Source organism: Defluviimonas sp. D31 (assembly GCF_033436765.1).
Classification (GTDB): Bacteria; Pseudomonadota; Alphaproteobacteria; order Rhodobacterales; family Rhodobacteraceae; genus Albidovulum.
This window is the reverse complement of the sequence record NZ_JAWQFN010000001.1, coordinates 502,407-520,201: the sequence shown is the minus strand read 5'-3', so window position 1 is coordinate 520,201 and position 17,795 is coordinate 502,407. Positions and strand designations below refer to the sequence as shown.

The 17,795-nt window shown below is 66.8% G+C and carries 16 protein-coding genes; 10 read left to right on the top strand and 6 right to left on the bottom strand.

The features are described 5' to 3' along the window. Positions 1-33: 33 nt before the first annotated feature. The 3 genes from R5H32_RS02515 to R5H32_RS02505 all read right to left on the bottom strand — a co-directional run bounded on the left by R5H32_RS02515 (position 34) and on the right by R5H32_RS02505 (position 3,553). Positions 34-1,332: an FAD-binding oxidoreductase gene (locus R5H32_RS02515; protein WP_318337106.1), complete on the bottom strand. Its 1,299-nt coding sequence runs from the start codon at positions 1,330-1,332 to the stop codon at positions 34-36. A gap of 10 nt (positions 1,333-1,342) precedes the next feature. Next, on the bottom strand, positions 1,343-2,743 hold the full coding sequence (locus R5H32_RS02510; protein WP_318337105.1) for an aspartate aminotransferase family protein: 1,401 nt from the start codon (positions 2,741-2,743) through the stop codon (positions 1,343-1,345). 132 nt (positions 2,744-2,875) lie between these two features. Continuing rightward, positions 2,876-3,553, bottom strand: a complete 678-nt coding sequence (locus R5H32_RS02505; RefSeq protein ID WP_318337104.1) for a GntR family transcriptional regulator — start codon at positions 3,551-3,553, stop codon at positions 2,876-2,878. 175 nt (positions 3,554-3,728) lie between these two features. On the opposite strand from R5H32_RS02505, the gene R5H32_RS02500 reads away from it, so the two are divergent. The 7 genes from R5H32_RS02500 to R5H32_RS02470 all read left to right on the top strand — a co-directional run bounded on the left by R5H32_RS02500 (position 3,729) and on the right by R5H32_RS02470 (position 11,112). Then, positions 3,729-4,811 (top strand): polyamine ABC transporter substrate-binding protein, encoded by a 1,083-nt coding sequence (locus tag R5H32_RS02500; protein ID WP_318337103.1) that lies wholly within the window; start codon positions 3,729-3,731, stop codon positions 4,809-4,811. Positions 4,812-4,876: 65 nt separating this feature from the next. Beyond that, the gene (locus R5H32_RS02495) at positions 4,877-6,019 is read left to right on the top strand and encodes an ABC transporter ATP-binding protein (RefSeq protein WP_318337102.1); all 1,143 of its coding nucleotides are present in this window, start codon (positions 4,877-4,879) and stop codon (positions 6,017-6,019) included. Between the two features lie 16 nt (positions 6,020-6,035). Further along, entirely contained in the window at positions 6,036-6,926 is an 891-nt protein-coding gene (locus R5H32_RS02490) for an ABC transporter permease subunit (RefSeq protein ID WP_318337334.1), read from the top strand. Continuing rightward, positions 6,923-7,741: an ABC transporter permease subunit gene (locus R5H32_RS02485; RefSeq protein WP_318337101.1), complete on the top strand. Its 819-nt coding sequence runs from the start codon at positions 6,923-6,925 to the stop codon at positions 7,739-7,741. The genes R5H32_RS02490 and R5H32_RS02485 overlap by 4 nt, the downstream gene beginning before the upstream one ends. 14 nt (positions 7,742-7,755) lie before the next feature. Then, complete coding sequence (locus tag R5H32_RS02480) at positions 7,756-9,090, top strand: FAD-binding oxidoreductase (RefSeq protein ID WP_318337100.1); 1,335 nt, start codon at positions 7,756-7,758, stop codon at positions 9,088-9,090. Positions 9,091-9,193: 103 nt separating this feature from the next. Next, the gene (locus tag R5H32_RS02475; RefSeq protein WP_318337099.1) at positions 9,194-10,357 is read left to right on the top strand and encodes a M20 aminoacylase family protein; all 1,164 of its coding nucleotides are present in this window, start codon (positions 9,194-9,196) and stop codon (positions 10,355-10,357) included. Beyond that, positions 10,354-11,112, top strand: coding sequence for a glutamine amidotransferase (locus R5H32_RS02470; RefSeq protein ID WP_318337098.1), 759 nt, complete (start codon positions 10,354-10,356; stop codon positions 11,110-11,112). The genes R5H32_RS02475 and R5H32_RS02470 overlap by 4 nt, the downstream gene beginning before the upstream one ends. Positions 11,113-11,126: 14 nt before the next feature. On the opposite strand, the gene R5H32_RS02465 is transcribed toward R5H32_RS02470, so the two are convergent. Together R5H32_RS02465 and R5H32_RS02460 are read right to left on the bottom strand one after the other, a co-directional pair. Further along, complete coding sequence (locus R5H32_RS02465; RefSeq protein ID WP_318337097.1) at positions 11,127-11,552, bottom strand: DUF1810 domain-containing protein; 426 nt, start codon at positions 11,550-11,552, stop codon at positions 11,127-11,129. Positions 11,553-11,640: 88 nt separating this feature from the next. Beyond that, the gene (locus R5H32_RS02460) at positions 11,641-12,648 is read right to left on the bottom strand and encodes a GlxA family transcriptional regulator (RefSeq protein WP_318337096.1); all 1,008 of its coding nucleotides are present in this window, start codon (positions 12,646-12,648) and stop codon (positions 11,641-11,643) included. Positions 12,649-12,795: 147 nt separating this feature from the next. On the opposite strand from R5H32_RS02460, the gene R5H32_RS02455 reads away from it, so the two are divergent. Beyond that, positions 12,796-13,782 carry a GlxA family transcriptional regulator gene (locus R5H32_RS02455; protein WP_318337095.1) on the top strand — a complete coding sequence of 329 codons (987 nt, stop codon included), beginning with the start codon at positions 12,796-12,798 and terminating at the stop codon, positions 13,780-13,782. A 123-nt stretch (positions 13,783-13,905) separates the two neighbouring features. Then, entirely contained in the window at positions 13,906-15,027 is a 1,122-nt protein-coding gene (locus R5H32_RS02450; RefSeq protein ID WP_318337094.1) for a hypothetical protein, read from the top strand. Between the two features lie 5 nt (positions 15,028-15,032). Here R5H32_RS02450 and moaA read toward each other — a convergent pair whose 3' ends face one another. Then, a complete protein-coding gene (gene moaA, locus R5H32_RS02445) occupies positions 15,033-16,034 on the bottom strand; it encodes a GTP 3',8-cyclase MoaA (RefSeq protein ID WP_318337093.1) in 1,002 nt (333 codons plus the stop codon). Positions 16,035-16,141: 107 nt separating this feature from the next. Between moaA and R5H32_RS02440 the strand changes: the two genes are divergently transcribed. Continuing rightward, positions 16,142-17,749 (top strand): AMP-binding protein, encoded by a 1,608-nt coding sequence (locus tag R5H32_RS02440; protein ID WP_318337092.1) that lies wholly within the window; start codon positions 16,142-16,144, stop codon positions 17,747-17,749. Positions 17,750-17,795: the final 46 nt, after the last annotated feature.

The window sequence follows — 17,795 nt, the reverse complement described above, 5'->3', positions numbered from 1 at the left end:
GGGTCCGGGGGCAGCGCCCCCGGATTCGCCGCCTCAGAGCCGGTCGCGAAGCGAGAACCACAGCATCGCCAGCACCAGCAGCGGCCAGCGCAGCGCCATCCCGCCCGGGAAGGGATGGGTCGGGACCGATGCCATCACGTCGAAGCGTTCCGCCTGACCCGCGATGGCCTCGGCCGCGAGCTTGCCCCCGAGCGTCGCCATCGCGACGCCGTGGCCGGAATAACCCGAAGCCGAAAGGATGTTCCCGGCGAGCCGTTCGAAATGCGGCATCCGGTTCATGGTGATGCCGAGCGTGCCGCCCCAGGCATGCGTGATCTTTATGTCCTTGAGCTGGGGATAGATCTCCAGCATCGGCTTGCGCACCAGCGCCGCGATATCGGGGAAGCGGTAGCCGTAGCTCTCGGCGCCGCCGAAGAGGAGGCGGTGGTCGTCCGAGAAGCGGAAGTAGTTGATCACGAACTTGGTGTCGGCGACGGCGTGGTTGCCACGGATCAGGCTTTCCTGGCTCTCAGGCGTCATCGGCTCGGTCGCGACGATGAAGTTGTTGATCGGCATGACGCGGGTGGCGACGCGCTTGTTGAGGTCGCCCAGATAGCCGTTGCAGGCAAGGACGACATGGCCCGCGGTGATGGTCGCCTTCTCCGTCGCAACCGTGGCGGGGGCGGTCTCGGTGATCGCCGTGACCTTCGAGCGTTCGAAGATCCGCACGCCTTTCGCCTGCCCCGCACGCGCGAGGCCGAAGGCGTAGCGCAGGGGATGCAGGTGGCCGCCGCCCATGTCGATGTCGCCGCCGTGATAGGCGGGCGAGCCCACCATGTGGCGCATCTCCTCGCGGTCGAGCGGTCGGATCAGGTCGTAGCCATAGTCGCGTGCCATCTTCTCGGCATACTCGCGGGCATGCGGGACGTAGCGCGCCTTGTGGCAGGCATGGATGATGCCCGGCGCGAAGCCGGCATCCGGAGCGTGCTCGTCGGCGAGTGCCTTCGTCAGCGCGACCGATTCCTGCGCGAGGTCCCAAAGCGCACGTGCATGGTCGAGCCCGACCATCTTTTCCAGCGCCTCCTGGTCGAGCCGCTGGCCGGTCCCCACCTGGCCACCGTTGCGGCCCGACGCGCCCCAGCCGACGCGGTGCGCGTCGAGAAGGATCACGTCGAAGCCGCGCCCGGCGAGGTGAAGTGCCGCCGAGAGACCGGTGAACCCCGCGCCGACGACGCAGACGTCGCAGGTCAGATCGCCCGTGGCCTCGGGGTAGGGGCCCGGAGCCTCGGCGCTGTCGGCGTACCAGGACCGGGGATATTCCCCGGCCCTGTCATTAGCGTAAAGGATGTCCATGAGACCCCGCTCAGGCCGCCTTCAGCAGGCCGTCCGCCTTGAGGCCCGCATAGGTCTCGTCGAGCGACTTCGTCGCGCGGGCGATGAAGACGTCGATTTCCGCAGGCTTGATGACGAGGGGCGGCGAGATGATCATGCGGTCGCCGACATGGCGCATCACGAGGTTGTTGGCAAAGCAGTGCTCGCGGCAGCGATAGCCAACGGTGCCGGCTTCGGAGGCGAAGGCCGCCCGGGTTTCCTTGTTCGGCGTCAGCGCGATCGAGCCCATGAGGCCGATGAGCCGCGCCTCGCCCACCAGCGGATGGTCGGCCAGCGCTTCCCATCTCTCGGCGAGATAGGGATGGGCCACGTTGCTGACATGGTCGAGGATGTTCTCCTCCTCCATGATCTCGAGGTTCCTGAGTGCCACGGCGGCGGCAACCGGATGGCCGCAATAGGTGTAGCCGTGGTTGAAATCCTCGCCGGAATTCGCGACCGTGTGGTAGACCTCGTCGCAGATGATCGAGCCGCCGATCGGGGCGTAGCCAGACGACAGGCCCTTGGCGATGGTCATGATATGCGGCTTGATGCCCATGGTCTCGGAGCCGAACCACTTTCCGGTGCGGCCGAAACCGGTGATGACCTCGTCGGCGATCAGGAGGATGCCGTACTTGTCGCAGATGCGCTGGATCTCGGGCCAGTAGGTCGCGGGCGGAATGATCACGCCGCCAGCGCCCTGGATCGGCTCTCCGATGAAGGCGGCGACCCGGTCGACGCCCAGTTCGTTGATCTTGTCTTCAAGTTCGCGGGCGCGCATCAGGCCGAATTCCTCGGGCGTCATGTCGCCGCCCTCGGCGTACCAGTGCGGCTGGCCGATATGGGTGATGTTCGGAATTGGCAGGCCGCCCTGGGCGTGGATGCCGGCCATGCCGCCCAGAGAGCCGCCACCCATGGTCGAGCCGTGGTAGCCGTTATGCCGCGCGATGATGATGTTCTTCTCGGGCTTGCCCTTCACCTCCCAGTAGCGGCGGACGAGGCGGATGTTGGTGTCATTCGCCTCCGAGCCCGACCCGGCGTAGAAGACGTGGTTCAGATCGCCCGGCGCCAGCTCGGCGATCTTCGCCGCGAGCGCGATGGCGGGGACGTGGCTCGTCTGGAAGAAGGTGTTGTAATAGCAGAGTTCTTCCATCTGCCGCGCCGCCACCTCGGCGAGGTCCTTGCGGCCGTAGCCGAGGTTCACGCACCAGAGCCCGGCCATGCCGTCGAGGATCTCGTGGCCGTCGCTGTCGGTCAGATAGACGCCCTTGCCGCGGGTGATGATGCGCGCGCCCTTCTTCGCCAGCGCGGCATCCTCGGTGAAGGGATGCATGTGATGCGCCGCGTCGAGCGCCTGGAGTTCCTTCGTGGGCATGTGATTGGTGATCTTGGTCATCGCGGAACCTGTCGTGTTCGGGCCTGTGGGGCGGGTGTCGCAGTTCGGTCGGCGCCACGTCGGGCGGGCGTCGACCAGTCTGCCAGTCACGCACAGGATATGATCAAAACCGGCGATGTCAATAGAATTTGATCAAATTTTGGAGGAGGGCAGTGAAAGCCGTACCTGCTCGATTCCCTGGGCGATGTCGCCCTCGAGCGCCGCAGCGAGCTGAGTGGCGTCTCCGGCCCGCATTGCGGCCAGTGCCTCGCCGTGGCGGTCGGGCAGGTTGGCGGTGCCGTAGCGGCCGCAGACCACCCGGAGCGACGGACCAAAACGGAGCCAGAGCATTTGCGCGATCGACAGCAGAATCGGCGCGCCGGCGCGTTCATAGAGCGCGAAATGGAATTGGAAGTTACCGCGCAGGTAGCGCTGGACATCGCCCGCAGCGATGGCCTGGTCGATCTCGGCGTCGATCCGCGCCAAGGCTCCGATATCATTTGCCCGCAGATGGTTGGTGGCCATCTGCGCCAGTTTCGGTTCGATCGTCAGCCGGGCGAAGGCGATCTCGTCGAGCTGCGAGACGGTGAGCTCGGGCACCGACACGCGGCGGTTCCCCTGAAGTTCGAGCGCGCCTTCGGCGGTGAGCTTGCGGATCGCCTCGCGCACCGGAGTCATGCCGGCTTCGAGCGTCGCGGTCAGGCCCTGGATCGTCACCGGCTGGCCGGGCGCGAGCTGGCCGAAGAGAATCATGTCGCGCAGCCGGCAGTAGGTGATCTCGTGCGACGGCACCTTTCTGGGTGATTCGCTGGGGTCGACGTACTTTTTCATTCGCTCTCCTCGACGGGGGCTGTGCGATATTTTGTTTCTGCCATAATAGATTGCGCTTCACGAAAATGCCATGTTGATTTGAGTCGAAAAATTTGATCAAAATAGCGCAACAAGAGGCGAAGACCCTGCGGATGGTCCTTGTGGCCGTCCACTCCAACAGACCTTAGGAGGTACTATGAAGCTTACGGGGATGACGATGGCGGCCGCGATCGCGGTGGCCGGCGCGGCGGGGGCCGAGGAGGTCCATGTCTACAACTGGTCGGATTATATCGACGAAGCGCTCCTGGCGAAGTTCAAGGAAGAAACCGGGATCGACCTGATCTACGACGTGTTCGATTCGAACGAGATCCTTGAGACCAAGCTGCTCGCGGGCGGCTCTGGCTACGATGTCGTGGTGCCCTCGGGCACGTTCCTTTCGCGGCAGATCCAGGCCGGCGCCTTCCAGAAGCTCGACAAGTCGAAGCTCTCGAACATTGGCAACGTCTGGGACGCGATCGCCGAGCGGACCGAAAAGTACGATCCGGGCAACGAATACTCGATCAACTACATGTGGGGATCGACCGGGATCGGCATCAACGTCCAGAAGGTCAAGGAAGTGCTCGGCGAGGATGCGCCGGTCAATTCGCTGGCGCTGGTCTTCGATCCCGCGAATGCGGAAAAGCTCGCCTCCTGCGGCATCCACATGCTTGACGCGCCGGTCGAGATCATCCCGGCGGCGCTGAAGTATCTCGGCGAAGACCCGGATGCGCAGGATTTCGAGACGATCTCCAAGGCCGAGCCGGTGTTGACCGCGATCGCGCCCTTCGTGCAGAAGTTCCACTCGTCCGAATACATCAACGCGCTCGCCAACGGCGAGATCTGCGTGGCGTTCGGCTGGTCGGGCGACGTCTTCCAGGCCCAGGCCCGCGCCATCGAGGCCGACAACGGGGTCGAGATCGAGTATCACATCCCGAAGGAAGGCGCGCTGATGTGGTTCGACCAGCTGGCGATCCCGGTCGACGCGCCGAACCCGGACGCGGCGCACAAGTTCATCGACTTCATCCTCGATGCGAACAATGCGGCCGCTGCTTCGAACTATGTCTACTATCCGAATGGCAACAAGGCGTCGCAGGAGTTCCTTGACCCGGAGGTGATCGGCGATCCGGCCATCTACCCGGACGAGGAGACGATGAACAACCTCTACACCACGACGACCTGGGATCCGAAGGTGAACCGCGACGTGACGCGGCTCTGGACCAAGGTCAAGTCGGGCACCTGAGCGCGCCTGTCAATCCTGCCCCGCGCCCTTCCGGCGCGGGGCTTCGTATATCACACGAGGACATAATGGATCAGCAGCCCGCCAACCGCCCGGTCTTCGCACCCTGGAACGATCCGAACGAGAAGCCGTTGATCCGGTTCCAGAACGTGACGAAGAAATTCGGCGAGTTCACCGCGATCGACGATCTGACGCTGGACATCTACCGGCGCGAGTTCTTCGCGCTGCTCGGGCCGTCGGGGTGCGGCAAGACCACGCTGATGCGGATGCTCGCGGGCTTCGAGAAACCGACGATGGGCACGATCCTGCTCGACGGGCAGGACATCGCCCCGATCCCGCCGAACCGGCGCGCGACGAACATGATGTTCCAGAGCTACGCGCTGTTCCCGCACCTGTCGGTCTGGGACAACATCGCCTTCGGGCTGAAGCGGTCCGACATGCCGAAGGACAAGATCGGCGCGCGGGTCGAGGAAATGCTGCGCCTCGTCCGGCTGGAGAAGTTCGCCAAGCGCAAGCCGCACCAGATCTCGGGTGGCCAGCGCCAGCGGGTGGCGCTCGCCCGCTCGCTCGCCAAGGCGCCGAAGCTCCTGCTTCTGGACGAGCCCCTCGGCGCGCTGGACAAGAAGCTGCGCCAGGACACCCAGTTCGAGCTGATGGACATCCAGGAAAAGACTGGAACCACCTTCGTGATCGTGACCCACGACCAGGAAGAGGCGATGACCGTAGCCAGCCGCGTCGCGGTCATGGACCACGGGCGGATGATCCAGGTCGACACGCCGGACCGGATCTACGAGACGCCGAACTCGGTCTATGTCGCCGACTTCATCGGTGACGTGAACCTCATAGAGGGCACCGCTGCGCCGAAGGGTGACGGCAAGGTCGCCATCGCCTGGGCCGAGGGTCAGCCGGAGATCGCGGCCACCCCGGCGGGGCAGGTCGCCAAGGGGGCACGGGTGCATTTCGCGATCCGGCCCGAAAAGGTGGCGATCACCACCGAGAAACCCGAGGGCCGCGCCAATGCGATCGAGGGGGCCGTCCACGACATTGCCTATCTCGGCAACATCTCGACCTACAAGGTCGAGGTTGCGGGCGGGCGGATGATCAAGGCGCAGGTCGCCAACGACCGCCGCATCTCGCGCCGCGACATCAGCTGGGACGACCGGGTGTGGCTGTCCTTCACGGACACCGCCGGTGTCGTGCTGTTGAGCTGAGGGGGGCGTCATGAATATCCGTCGGCTGTTCCTGATCCTCGCGCCCTATGCGTGGCTTCTGGTCTTCTTCCTCATCCCGTTCGCGATCGTTCTGAAGATCGCGCTTTCGGACTACGCGATCTCGATCCCGCCCTATACGCCGGTGCTCGATCTTTCGGCCGGCTGGGAGGGGTTCAAGTCCTTCCTGAGCGCGCTCGATTTCGAGAACTTCACCTTCCTCGCCGAGGACGCGCTTTACTACACCGCGTATCTCTCGAGCCTGAAGATCGCCTTCATCTCGACCTTCCTGACGCTGCTCGTGGGCTATCCGATCGCCTACGGCATGGCGCAGGCGCCCGACGAATGGCGTCCGACGCTGATGATGCTGGTGATCCTGCCGTTCTGGACCTCGTTCCTGATCCGCGTCTATTCCTGGATGTCGATCCTGTCGAACGAGGGCTTCCTCAACCAGTTCCTGATCTGGACCGGGCTGACCGACAGTTCCATCCAAATCCTCAACACCAACACGGCCGTGTATATCGGCATCGTCTATACGTATCTGCCCTTCATGGTGCTGCCGATCTACTCGGCGCTGGAAAAGCTCGACGGATCGCTGATCGAGGCGGCCGAGGATCTCGGCTGCTCGCGGTTCCAGGCCTTCTGGCTCGTGACCTTCCCGCTGTCGCGCCCCGGCGTCATCGCCGGCTGCTTCCTCGTCTTCATTCCGGCGCTCGGCGAGTTCGTCATTCCCTCGCTTCTCGGCGGATCCTCGACACTGATGATCGGCAAGGTCCTTTTCGAGGAATTCTTCAATAACCGCGACTGGCCGGTCGCCTCGGCCGTGGCCGTCGTGCTGCTCCTGATCCTGATCATCCCGATCGTGCTCTTCCAGCGCAACGAGCAGAAGCAGAGGGAGGCTGACCAATGAACCGCCGTTTCTCCTGGTTCAACGCGACCTCGATCACGCTCGGCTTCGCGTTCCTCTACCTGCCGATGATCATTCTCGTGACCTTCTCGTTCAACGAGTCGAAGCTGGTCACGGTCTGGGCTGGCTTCTCCACCAAGTGGTATGGCGAGCTCTTCCGGGATCAGGCCTTCCTGAGCGCGGCCTGGGTCACGCTGAAGGTCGCCGTCATCTCCTCGACGGTGGCGACGATCCTCGGCACGATGGCAGCCTATGTGATCGTCCGGGCCGGGCGGTTTACCGGGCGCACGCTGTTTTCCGGCATGATCTACGCGCCGCTCGTCATGCCCGAGGTCATCACCGGCCTCGCGATGCTTCTGCTCTTCATCACCATCGGGCTCGACCGCGGGGTCTTCACCATCATCCTCGCGCACATCACCTTCACGATGTGCTTCGTGTCGGTCGTCGTTTCCTCGCGCCTTGCGACCTTCGACCGGTCGCTCGAGGAGGCCGCGCTCGATCTCGGCTGCACGCCGTTCGACGCGTTCAAGTCGGTCACCCTGCCGATCATCGCGCCGGCGGTGATCTCCGGCTGGCTTCTGGCCTTCACGCTCTCGCTTGATGACCTCGTCATCTCGCAGTTCGTGGCGGGCCCGTCGGCGACGACGCTGCCGATGAAGATCTTTTCCTCGGTGCGGCTTGGCGTGAATCCGCAGATCAACGCGCTCTCGACGATCCTGATCTCGATCGTGACGGTTGGGGTTATCAGCGCCTCGCTGATCTCCAAGCGGTCGATCGCCCGGCAGCGGGCCGAGGAACAGGCGGCGGTGCGGGCCTGAGCGGCAACTTGGCGATGCGGCGCATCTACGAGGATCACGGCTACGGCAGCGGTCCGGTCGCGCGCTGCTACTGGGACACGACGGTCGCGCGGCCGGCCCCGGGCCCGGCGCTCGCCGGCGTCGAACGGGCCGAGATCGCGGTCATCGGCGGCGGCTACACCGGGTTGTCGGCGGCCCTGCACCTGGCCCGCGACGCAGGGGCCGACGTCGCGGTTCTGGAGGCGGAGGCGATCGGCTGGGGGGCCTCGGGGCGCAACGGCGGCTTCGCCTGCATCGGCGGCACCAAGGCCAGCGACGCGACGCTTCTGCGCCGTTTCGGCGCGCAGGGTCTTGCCGAATGGCATGGCGCGCAGAAGGCGTCGGTGGCGCTCGTCGCAGATATCCTCGACCGGCACGGAATCGCGGCCGACGTCCACTCTCAGGGCGGAGAGGTCGTGCTCGCGCATCGGCCGCGCGATCTGTCCGCGCTGCGGGCCGAGGCGCCGGGGCTGGAGCGGGCCTACGGGGTCCGTCCCGAACTCATCGGGCCGGGCGAACTGGCGGGCGAAGGGCTCTCGGGGCCGGGCTTTCACGGCGCGCTGCGCCTGCCCCTCGGCTTCGCGCTCAACCCGCTGAAATATGTGCTCGGCCTCGCCCGCGCCGCGCGCGAGGCCGGCGCGCGGCTTTACGAAAACGCGCCGGTCACGCGGATCGAGCCCGCGGGGGGCGGTTTCCGGCTTCACACGGCGGGCGGCGTTCTCGAGGCAAAGAAGCTGATCCTCGCCACGAACGGCTATTCGAGCGACGACCTGCCGGGCTGGATGGCCGGGCGCTACCTGCCGACGCAATCGGCGGCGCTGGTAACGCGCGCCCTCACGCCGGAGGAGATTGCAGGGCAGGGCTGGTCGAGCGATCTCATGGCCTATGACACGCGACGGCTCCTGCACTATTTCCGGCTGATGCCGGACCGGCGTTTCCTGTTCGGGATGCGCGGCGGCATCCGTGCCGATGCCGCGGCGCAGGAGGCGATGCACCGCAAGATCCGGGCCGATTTCGAGGCGATGTTCCCCGCCTGGGCCGGTATCGAGACGCCGCATTACTGGTCGGGTTTCGTCTGCCTGAGCTGGCATCTGACCCCCTATGCCGGCCCGATCGGCGACTGGGCGAATGCCTGGGCCGGTTTCGCCTATCACGGCAACGGCGTGTCGATGGGCACTTATACAGGAAGGCTTCTCGCGGGACTCGCGACCGGGACAGGCGCCGCGCCGGCATTGATGGCGAGACCTCCCGCGCGCTTTCCCTTCGGCCGTTTCCGCCGGGCGCTTCTGGCGCCGGCCTATGCCTGGTACGGTCTGCGCGACCGGGTATGACACTGCCCGGACCTTGCGGGCAGCGGCGATTTGGCAGAGGATCGCCGGCGCCCCGCGCCACTCCCTCCGCTTGGCGCCAAGAAGAACCCCAGGGAGCCCTTCCATGCCCGTCAAGAACCGTTTCGCAGAGCTTCTGCCGGAAATCACCGGCTGGAGGCGCGACTTTCACGAACACCCCGAGCTTCTGTTCGACACCCACCGCACCGCCCAGCGGGTCGCCGAGCTTCTCAAGGGGTTTGGCTGCGACGAGGTGGTCGAGGGGATCGGCCGGACCGGCGTCGTCGGCGTGATCAAGGGCCGGACCGACACGCAGGGCAAAGTGATCGGTCTTCGCGCCGACATGGACGCGCTGCCGATCATCGAGGCGACGGGGCTGCCCTATGCCTCCAAGACCAAGGGCAAGATGCATGCCTGCGGCCATGACGGCCATACCGCGATGCTGCTTGGTGCCGCCAAGTACCTTGCCGAGACCCGCAATTTCGACGGCACCGCCATCGTCATCTTCCAGCCCGCCGAAGAGGGCGGCGGCGGCGGCCGCGAGATGTGCGAGGACGGGATGATGGAACGGTTCCGCATCCAGGAGGTCTACGGCATGCACAACTGGCCGGGCCAGCCGGTCGGCTCCTTCGCGATCCGCCCCGGCGCCTTCTTCGCCGCCACCGACCAGTTCGAGATCGTCGTCGAAGGGAAGGGCGGCCATGCCGCCAAGCCGCACGAGACGATCGACACGACCGTGGTGGCGAGCCAGATCGTCATTGCATTCCAGACCATCGCGAGCCGCAACGTCGATCCGGTCAGCCAGATCGTCGTCTCGGTCACGAGCTTCGAGACGGAATCCAAGGCTTTCAACGTGATCCCGCAGAAGGTGACGCTGAAGGGCACCGTGCGGACGCTTGACAAGGCGGTGCGCAAGCTCGCCGAGACCAGGCTCGTCAAGATCGCCGAGGCCACGGCGGATGCCTATGGCGCCAAGGCGCATGTGAACTACATGCGCGGCTATCCGGTGATGGTGAACTCCGAGGAACAGACCGGCTTCGCCGCGCAGGTGGCCTCGAAGATCTCGGGAAGCTGCGGCAAGGCCCCACTGATCATGGGCGGCGAGGATTTCGCCTTCATGCTCGAGGAACGGCCGGGTGCCTACATCCTCGTCGGCAACGGCGATACCGCGATGGTCCACCACCCGCAATACAACTTCAACGACGAGGCGATCCCCGCCGGATGCTCCTGGTGGGCGGGCATCATCGAGGAGCGGATGCCGGCGGCATGACGGCGAAACCGTTCCTCGTCCTGCAACTCCGCCCCGAGACCGAGGCCGCCGACGACGAGTTCGCCGCGTTCCTGCGCAAGGGTGGACTCGCGGAGGAGGAGACGCACCGGATCCGTCTCGATCTCGAGCCCTTGCCCAAGGGGCTCGATCTTTCCGCCTATTCCGGCGTGATCGTTGGCGGCGGCCCAGGCTGCGTCTCCGACGCGCCGGAGGAGAAGTCCGCGGTCGAGGCGCGCATCGAGGCGGCGGTTCTCGGCCTCATGCCCGCGATCACGGCGCGGGACGTTCCATTCCTCGGCTGCTGCTACGGCATCGGCGTGCTCGGCCACCACCTTGGCGGCCGGGTCAGCAAGGAGCGTTACGGCGAGCCGGTCGGGGCCTCCTTGTGCCGGGTCACGCCCGAGGGCGAGGCCGACCCGCTCCTCGCCGGGCTTCCGGAGCGGTTCCTCGCCTTCGTCGGCCACAAGGAGGCGCTGCAGGACCTGCCCGAGGGCGCCGTGCATCTGCTGGCCTCGGACCCGTGCCCCTATCAGATGATCCGTTACGGGCGGAACGTTTACGCCACCCAGTTCCACCCCGAGGCCGACAGCGCCGGGTTCGAGCTTCGGATCCGGATCTACCGCAACAAAGGCTATTTTCCACCCGAGGATGCCGACCGGCTGGTCGAGATGTGCCGGCAAAGCGACGTGCATATGCCCGAGATCATCCTGCGCCGCTTCGTCGAGACCTACCGGCGTGGCGCTGATTCCGCGTAAGCGGCGAACGCGTCTTAGTCGCCCGCCAGCGCCTCAAGGGTGCGCCTGCAGGGCTGGCCTCCGTGGAAGCGGTCGAGAAGGCTTTGCATCAGGACCGCCGTCTCCCCCGTCGCGGCTTCACGAAAGAGCGTGGCGGACGAGCGCAGTTTCAAAGCGTCGATCGGACCGAGGATCGCCTCTGCTGGGCGGTCGTCGTGACGCAGGAGCGCTTCGGCGCAGGCCGTGAGGCGGGACGCGAGCACCGGGTCGTCGAGATAGGCCCGCGCCTCGGCGAGATCGTCGAGGCCGAAATACTGGGCCGTGGGCGACCGGCCGAGACCCCTCAGCTGGGGGAAGATGAACCACATCCAGTGGCTTTGCTTGGCGCCGGCGCGAAGCTCGGCCAGGGCGTTGTCGTAGGCTTCGCCTTGGGCTTCGTGAAAACGGCTCAGATCGGGCATTCCGGTTCCTCCTGCCCGGCCATTCAAGGGACGGGTTCCTGAGAAAGATAGCGAAGGCTCGGGAAGATGGGAACGCCGGGCGCCCAGATCAGGCGCTTACGGCGCGCATCTTCTTCGGCGTCACGTCATAGGCGGCGCGGAAGTTCTTGGTGAAATGCGAGGTCGACTTGTAGCCGCAGGCGACCGCGATCTCGGTGACCGAAAGCTCGGTCTGCAAGAGCAGCGAATGCGCCTTCTCAAGCCGCATCTGCATGTAGAAGTTCATCGGCGTGGTGTTGAGGTAGCGCGCGAAGAGCCGCTCGGTCTGGCGCACCGACATCGCGGCGATGTCGGCGATCTCCTGCGCGGTGAGCGGCGTTTCGAGGTTCTCCTCCATGCAGTTCAGCACCTTGACGAGGCGCGGGTTGCGCATCCCGTAGCGCGACTGGACCGAGACCTTCTGCTGCGATTTCGGGCTGCGCACGCCGTTGCAGACCATCTGGTCGGCGATCCGCGTAGCAAGCTCGGTGCCATGCGCCTCGGCGATCAGGTGCATCATCATGTCGGCCGCCACCGCGCCGCCCGGCGCCGTGGGCCGGCGACCGAGCAGGAAGGCGTTGCGGCTGATCCGGACCTCCGGAAATTCCTCGCCGAAGCCCTCGATCGCGTCCCAGTGGACCGCGCATTCCTCGCCGTCCAGAAGCCCCGCGCGGGCCAGCGCATAGACGCCCATGCAGAGCGATCCGATCTTGACACCATGCGCCGCTTCGCGCCGGAGTTGCGCACTAAGTCGTGCATCGTTCTGGCGCCGCGTATCGGGGCCACCGACGACGATCAGCGTCTCGCCGCGCGCGAGCTGGGCGAAGCCGCCATCGACGAGGACCGTCATGCCGTTCGAACAGTTGGCCGGAGCGCCTGTGAGCGACACCAGCCGCCAGGAATAGGCGTCGCGGCCGAGGATGTCGCGGGCCAGCCGCAAGGGCTCGATCGCGGAGGCGAGGGCGATGTGGGTGAAGCCGTCCAGCAGCAGGAAGACAAAGCTGGATTTTGCCTGGTTCGGCACGGTCGCCGTGGCCGGAACCTTGTGGAGCGCGCGGATTGCAGACTGGTGGGACATGGCGGACCTCCTCGGCAGGAATACGCCCGGTACCGGGCCAGTGTCGCAAAGTGGATGGTATGTTGTCGATTTCGTCGCGTTTTAGTTGGATGAATGCGGCAAGTAGTCATCATCTTTGCGTCATCCTTCCGTGAAAGGCATCAACAGATGTCCTCTGCCGCCCTTCATCCCGCGCCGCGCCTGCGAGTCGGCATCATTCCGACCCGTCGTTTCACTCTCGCCGCGCTGGCGAACTTCATCGACGTGCTGCGCCTCGCGGCCGACGAGGGCGACCGCTCGCGGCCGATTCTGTGCAGCTGGCGGGTGGTCGCGCCGGCGCTGGAGCCGGTCGGCAGCAGCTGCGGGCTCGCGGTGCAGCCCGACGAGAAGCTCGGCGATCCGGCGCGGTTCGACTATATCGCCGTCGTCGGCGGGCTGATCGGCGAGGCGCAGCGGCTTCATCCCGACGTCATTGCCTACCTGCAGCGCGCGGCGGCGGCGAAGGTGCCGCTGATCGGGCTTTGCACCGGGGCGTTCGTGCTGCACCGGGCGGGACTGATGCAGGGCTACCGCTGCTGCGTGAACTGGTTTCACCGCGATGATTTTCTTGAGGAGTTCGAAGGGCTTATTCCGGTGACCGACCAGATCTTCGTCGTCGATCGGGACCGGCTGACCTGCTCGGGCGGGTCAGCGACCGCGCATCTCGCGGCCTTCCTCGTCGACCGCCATATCGGCCGCGCGGCGGCGCGCAAGAGCCTGTCGATCATGATCGTTGACGAGGCGCTTGCCGCCGAGCGACCGCAGCCCGGCCTGCCGATGGAGCTGAACGCCTCCGATCCGCTGGTGAAGCGGGCGCTCCTGTGGATGCAGCAGATGCCCGAGACGCCGCTGCCGGTTTCGCGGCTCGCCGATCAGCTCGGCGTGAGCCGCCGCAAGCTCGAACGCCGTTTCGGCGCGGCGCTCGGGCTGACGCCGGCCGAGGCGGGGCGGCGGATCCGGCTCGCGCAGGTGCGCGCGCTGCTCGAACGGGGCGAGAAATCGGTCACCGAGATCGCCGCCGAAACCGGGTTCTGCGATGTCTCGCACCTGATCCGCGTCTTCCGCGAGGCCGAGGGCGTGACGCCCGACGCCTGGCGGCGCGAACGGATGGGATGACGCAAGCACGCGTTCGCACCTGGAACGCGGCCGGCAAGCGGCGTTGATCCTGCGCAGAGCCGCTGGCGGATCTGCTTCTATGCTAGGCTGCGGATCTCATGCGGAATTTCTCGGGAGGAAATCATGCGAAACCTCGCCAGCGCCATGATCGTGCTATCTCTGACCGCCGCTCCGGGAAGCGCGCAGGAGAACGCGCAGATCTTCGACTTCGGAGGCGACAGCTTCCGGACGGGGGCTACCGTGGTCCTCGACACGGCCGGCACCGACGATCTCTTCATGGCCGGCGAGACGGTGCGCGGCGAGGCCGATATCTCCGGCTCGGCGCATCTGGCCGGGCGAAGGGTGACGATGACGGGCGCGGTCGGCGGAGACGCCTACATGGCCGGGATGGACGTGGTGCTGGACGGCCCGGTCGCGGGCGATGCGACACTGGCCGGTTACGACGTTCGCGTCGGCGATGTCGGCGGCGATCTGAGGATCTCCGGCGCCAAGCTGGCGGTCGGTGGGCCGGTGGCGGGCTACGCGCTGATCGGAGGCGACGAGGTGCGGATCGGCGCGGTCATCACGGGCGATGTCAGCCTCACCGCGCGCAACGTGGAGTTCGCGGACGGGGCGCGGATCGACGGGAAACTCACGCTCTACGAGGAAAAGCCCGGCGCCATGGAGATCCCCGCGAGGGTTGCGTCCGAGGATCGGATCGAGCGCCGCGACATCTCGGAATGGGAGGCGGCGACCCGGTCCGTGACGGGCTGGAGCTGGACGCGCGCGGTGGGGCGGTTCCTGACCGGTGTGGTCATGGTCGCGGCCCTTGCGGCGCTGATCGCGGCGGTCATGCCCGGGACGCTGGCTGAAATGCGGCGCGGCATCCTTGAGCGGCCGCTGCGGAACCTCTGGATCGGGTTCCTCGCGCAGTCGGCGGTGATCGGCTCGGCGGTGATCTTCGCGATGACGCTGATCGGGGCCCTGCTGGTTCCGGCGGTGGTTTTCGTCGCGCTGGCGGGCGGTTTCGCGGGCTACATCCTCGCGGTCTACGCCTTCGGCGTGGCGCTCGTTCAGGCGGTGGGCCGCCCCGAGCCGCAAAGCGTCGGCGAGCGGGCGCTTTGCGGGGGGATCGGCGCGCTCGCGACCGGGATCATTGCGCTCGTTCCGCTTCTGGGCTGGCTCTTCGTGCTGGCGCTCACGCTGACCGGCCTTGGCGCGGTCGTGCAGCGCCTGTTCCGGCCGCGGTTCCTGGCGCCCGCCTGACCGGCTCAGCCGCCGGTATGGCTCATGTGGCGCGAGACCTGGCCCTTCACCTTCTGGCGCGAATAGTCGAAGTCATGGCCCTTGGGCTTGCGCGCGATCGCCGCGCGGATCGCGGTTTCGAGCGGCAGGTCGTCGGAACTCGCGCGCAGGGGCGCGCGGAGGTCGGCGTTGTCCTCCTGCCCGAGGCACATGAACAGCTCTCCGGTGCAGGTCACGCGGACGCGGTTGCAGCTTTCGCAGAAATTGTGCGTCAGCGGCGTGATGAAGCCGATCTTCTGGCCCGTCTCCTCGATCCGCACGTAGCGCGCGGGGCCGCCGGTGCGTTCGGCGAGGTCGGTGAGCGTGAAGCGCTCGGCGAGGCGTGCGCGCAGGTCCTTCAGCGGCCAGTACTGGTCGAGCCGCATCTCCTCGCCCATCTCGCCCATCGGCATCACCTCGATGAAGGTGAGGTCGTGGCCCTCGTTCGCGCACCAGTCGAGGAGCGGGAAAAGCTCGTCCTCGTTGAAACCCTTGAGCGCCACGGTGTTGATCTTGACCCGGAGCCCGGCGGCGGTCGCGGCGCGGATCCCGTCGAGGACCTGCGGCAGGCGGCCCCAGCGCGTGATCGCCTGGAACTTCGCCGGGTCGAGCGTGTCGAGCGAGACATTGACCCGGCGCATCCCGAGCGCGGCGAGATCGGCGGCGAAGCGGCCAAGCTGCGAGCCGTTCGTGGTCAGCGTCAGCTCCTTCAGGGCGCCGGTCTCCAGATGCCGGGAGATCGACTTGAAGAAGGTCATGATGTCGCGGCGCACCAGGGGCTCGCCGCCGGTGATGCGCAGCTTCTCCACCCCAAGGTGGATGAAGGTGGTGCAGAGCCGGTCAAGCTCCTCCAGCGTCAGGAGGTCCTTCTTCGGCAAGAACTGCATGTGCTCGGCCATGCAATAGGTGCAGCGGAAGTCGCAGCGGTCCGTCACCGAGACGCGCAGGTAGGAGATCGGACGGGCGAAGGGGTCTATGAGCGAGGTCATTGGTCGAATCTACTGCCGGGCCGGAGGCGGTACAAGCGCGACTTGACAGGGCGGGATGATGCGCCTCCTCTCGGGGCGTGCAAGTGCGAGGATGGGGCAGGGCCGGGATGGACCGCAGGATGCTCGGCGAAGGCCGGGACTGGCAGGCGCTGAGGCAGGGGTTTCGCTGGCGGGTGCCGGAGCGGTTCTCGATTGCCGAGGCCTGTTGCGACAGCTGGGCGCGGGCGGAGCCGGAGCGGCTTGCGCTGATCGAGCTGGGCGAGGCCGGCGCGGTTCGGCGCTGGTCCTATGGCGAGCTGAAGCGGGCCTCGGACCGGCTCGCCAATGCCTTCGCCGCGCGCGGGTTGAGGCGCGGTGAGCGGGTGGCGGTGCTTTTGCCGCAGGGGCCGGCGGTCCTGATCGCGCATTTCGCGGCGATGAAGCTCGGTGCGGTGGTGCTCCCGCTGTTCACGCTCTTCGGGCCTGATGCGCTGCAGTACCGGTTGGCCGATGCGCGGGCTCGGGTCGTGGTGACGGACCGGGCCAGTCTCGGCCGGCTCGACCCCATTCGCGCGGTACTTCCCGACCTGCGCGAGGTCTATTGCACCGAGCCCTCGGCAGAGCGGGATTTCTGGGCCGAGATCGTGGCGGGATCGGAGCGCCTGACGCCGCTGCCGGTCGCGGCGGAGGATCCCGCGGTGCTGATCTACACGTCGGGCACGACCGGCGCGCCGAAGGGCGTTGTGCATGCCCATCGCTTCCTGCTCGGCCATCTGCCGAATGTCGAGCTGAGCCAGGGCTTCTTCCCCCGGCCCGGCGCGGTCGGCTGGACGCCGGCGGACTGGGCCTGGATCGGCGGGCTCATGGACATGGCGATGCCCTGTCTTTACTACGGCGTGCCGCTCGTCAGCCGGCGGATGCGCAGGTTCGACCCCGACGAGGCCTTCGCGATCATGCGCGACCATGCCGTGACGAACCTCTTCCTGCCGCCGACGGCGCTGAAGCTGATGCGGGGCGCGTCCGTGCCGGAGGGACTCTGCGTGCGGGCGGTGTCGTCGGGCGGCGAGAGCCTTGGCGCCGAGATGCTCGACTGGGGCCGTTCGGCGCTGGGGGCGCCGATCAACGAGATCTATGGCCAGACCGAGTGCAACCTCGTCGTCTGCTCGGCGGACGGCGTGTTTCCGACCAAGCCGGGCGCGATGGGCCGCGCGGCGCCGGGTGCCGAGGTCGCGGTGATCGACGGCGAGGGGCGGGCGGTGCCGGATGGCGAGACCGGCGAGATCGCTGTCCGGCGCGGCCATCCGGTGATGTTCCTCGAATATCTTGGCAAACCCGAGGCGACGGCGGCGAAGTACGCGGGCGACTGGCTCAGGACCGGCGATCTCGGAACCCGCGACGGGGAGGGCTACTTTGCCTTCGTGGCGCGCGACGACGACATCATCTCGTCAGCCGGCTACCGGATCGGGCCGTCGGAGATCGAGAACTGCCTGACCGGGCATCCCGATGTGGTGATGGCGGCCTGCGTGGGCGTGCCCGACCCGGTCCGGGGCGAGGTGGTGAAGGCTTACGTCGTGCTGCGCGACGGGGCGGCCTGGGCCGGGCTTCCTGAGGCGCTGATCGCGAGGGTGCGGGACCGCGTGAGCCCGCATGTCGCGCCCCGCTACGTCGAGCGGCGCGAGGATCTGCCGATGACGGCCACCGGCAAGATCATGCGGCGGGCGCTCCGCGGGGGGTGAGACCCGGGGCGCTGCCCCGGACCCCGGGGTATTTTAACAATGCAGA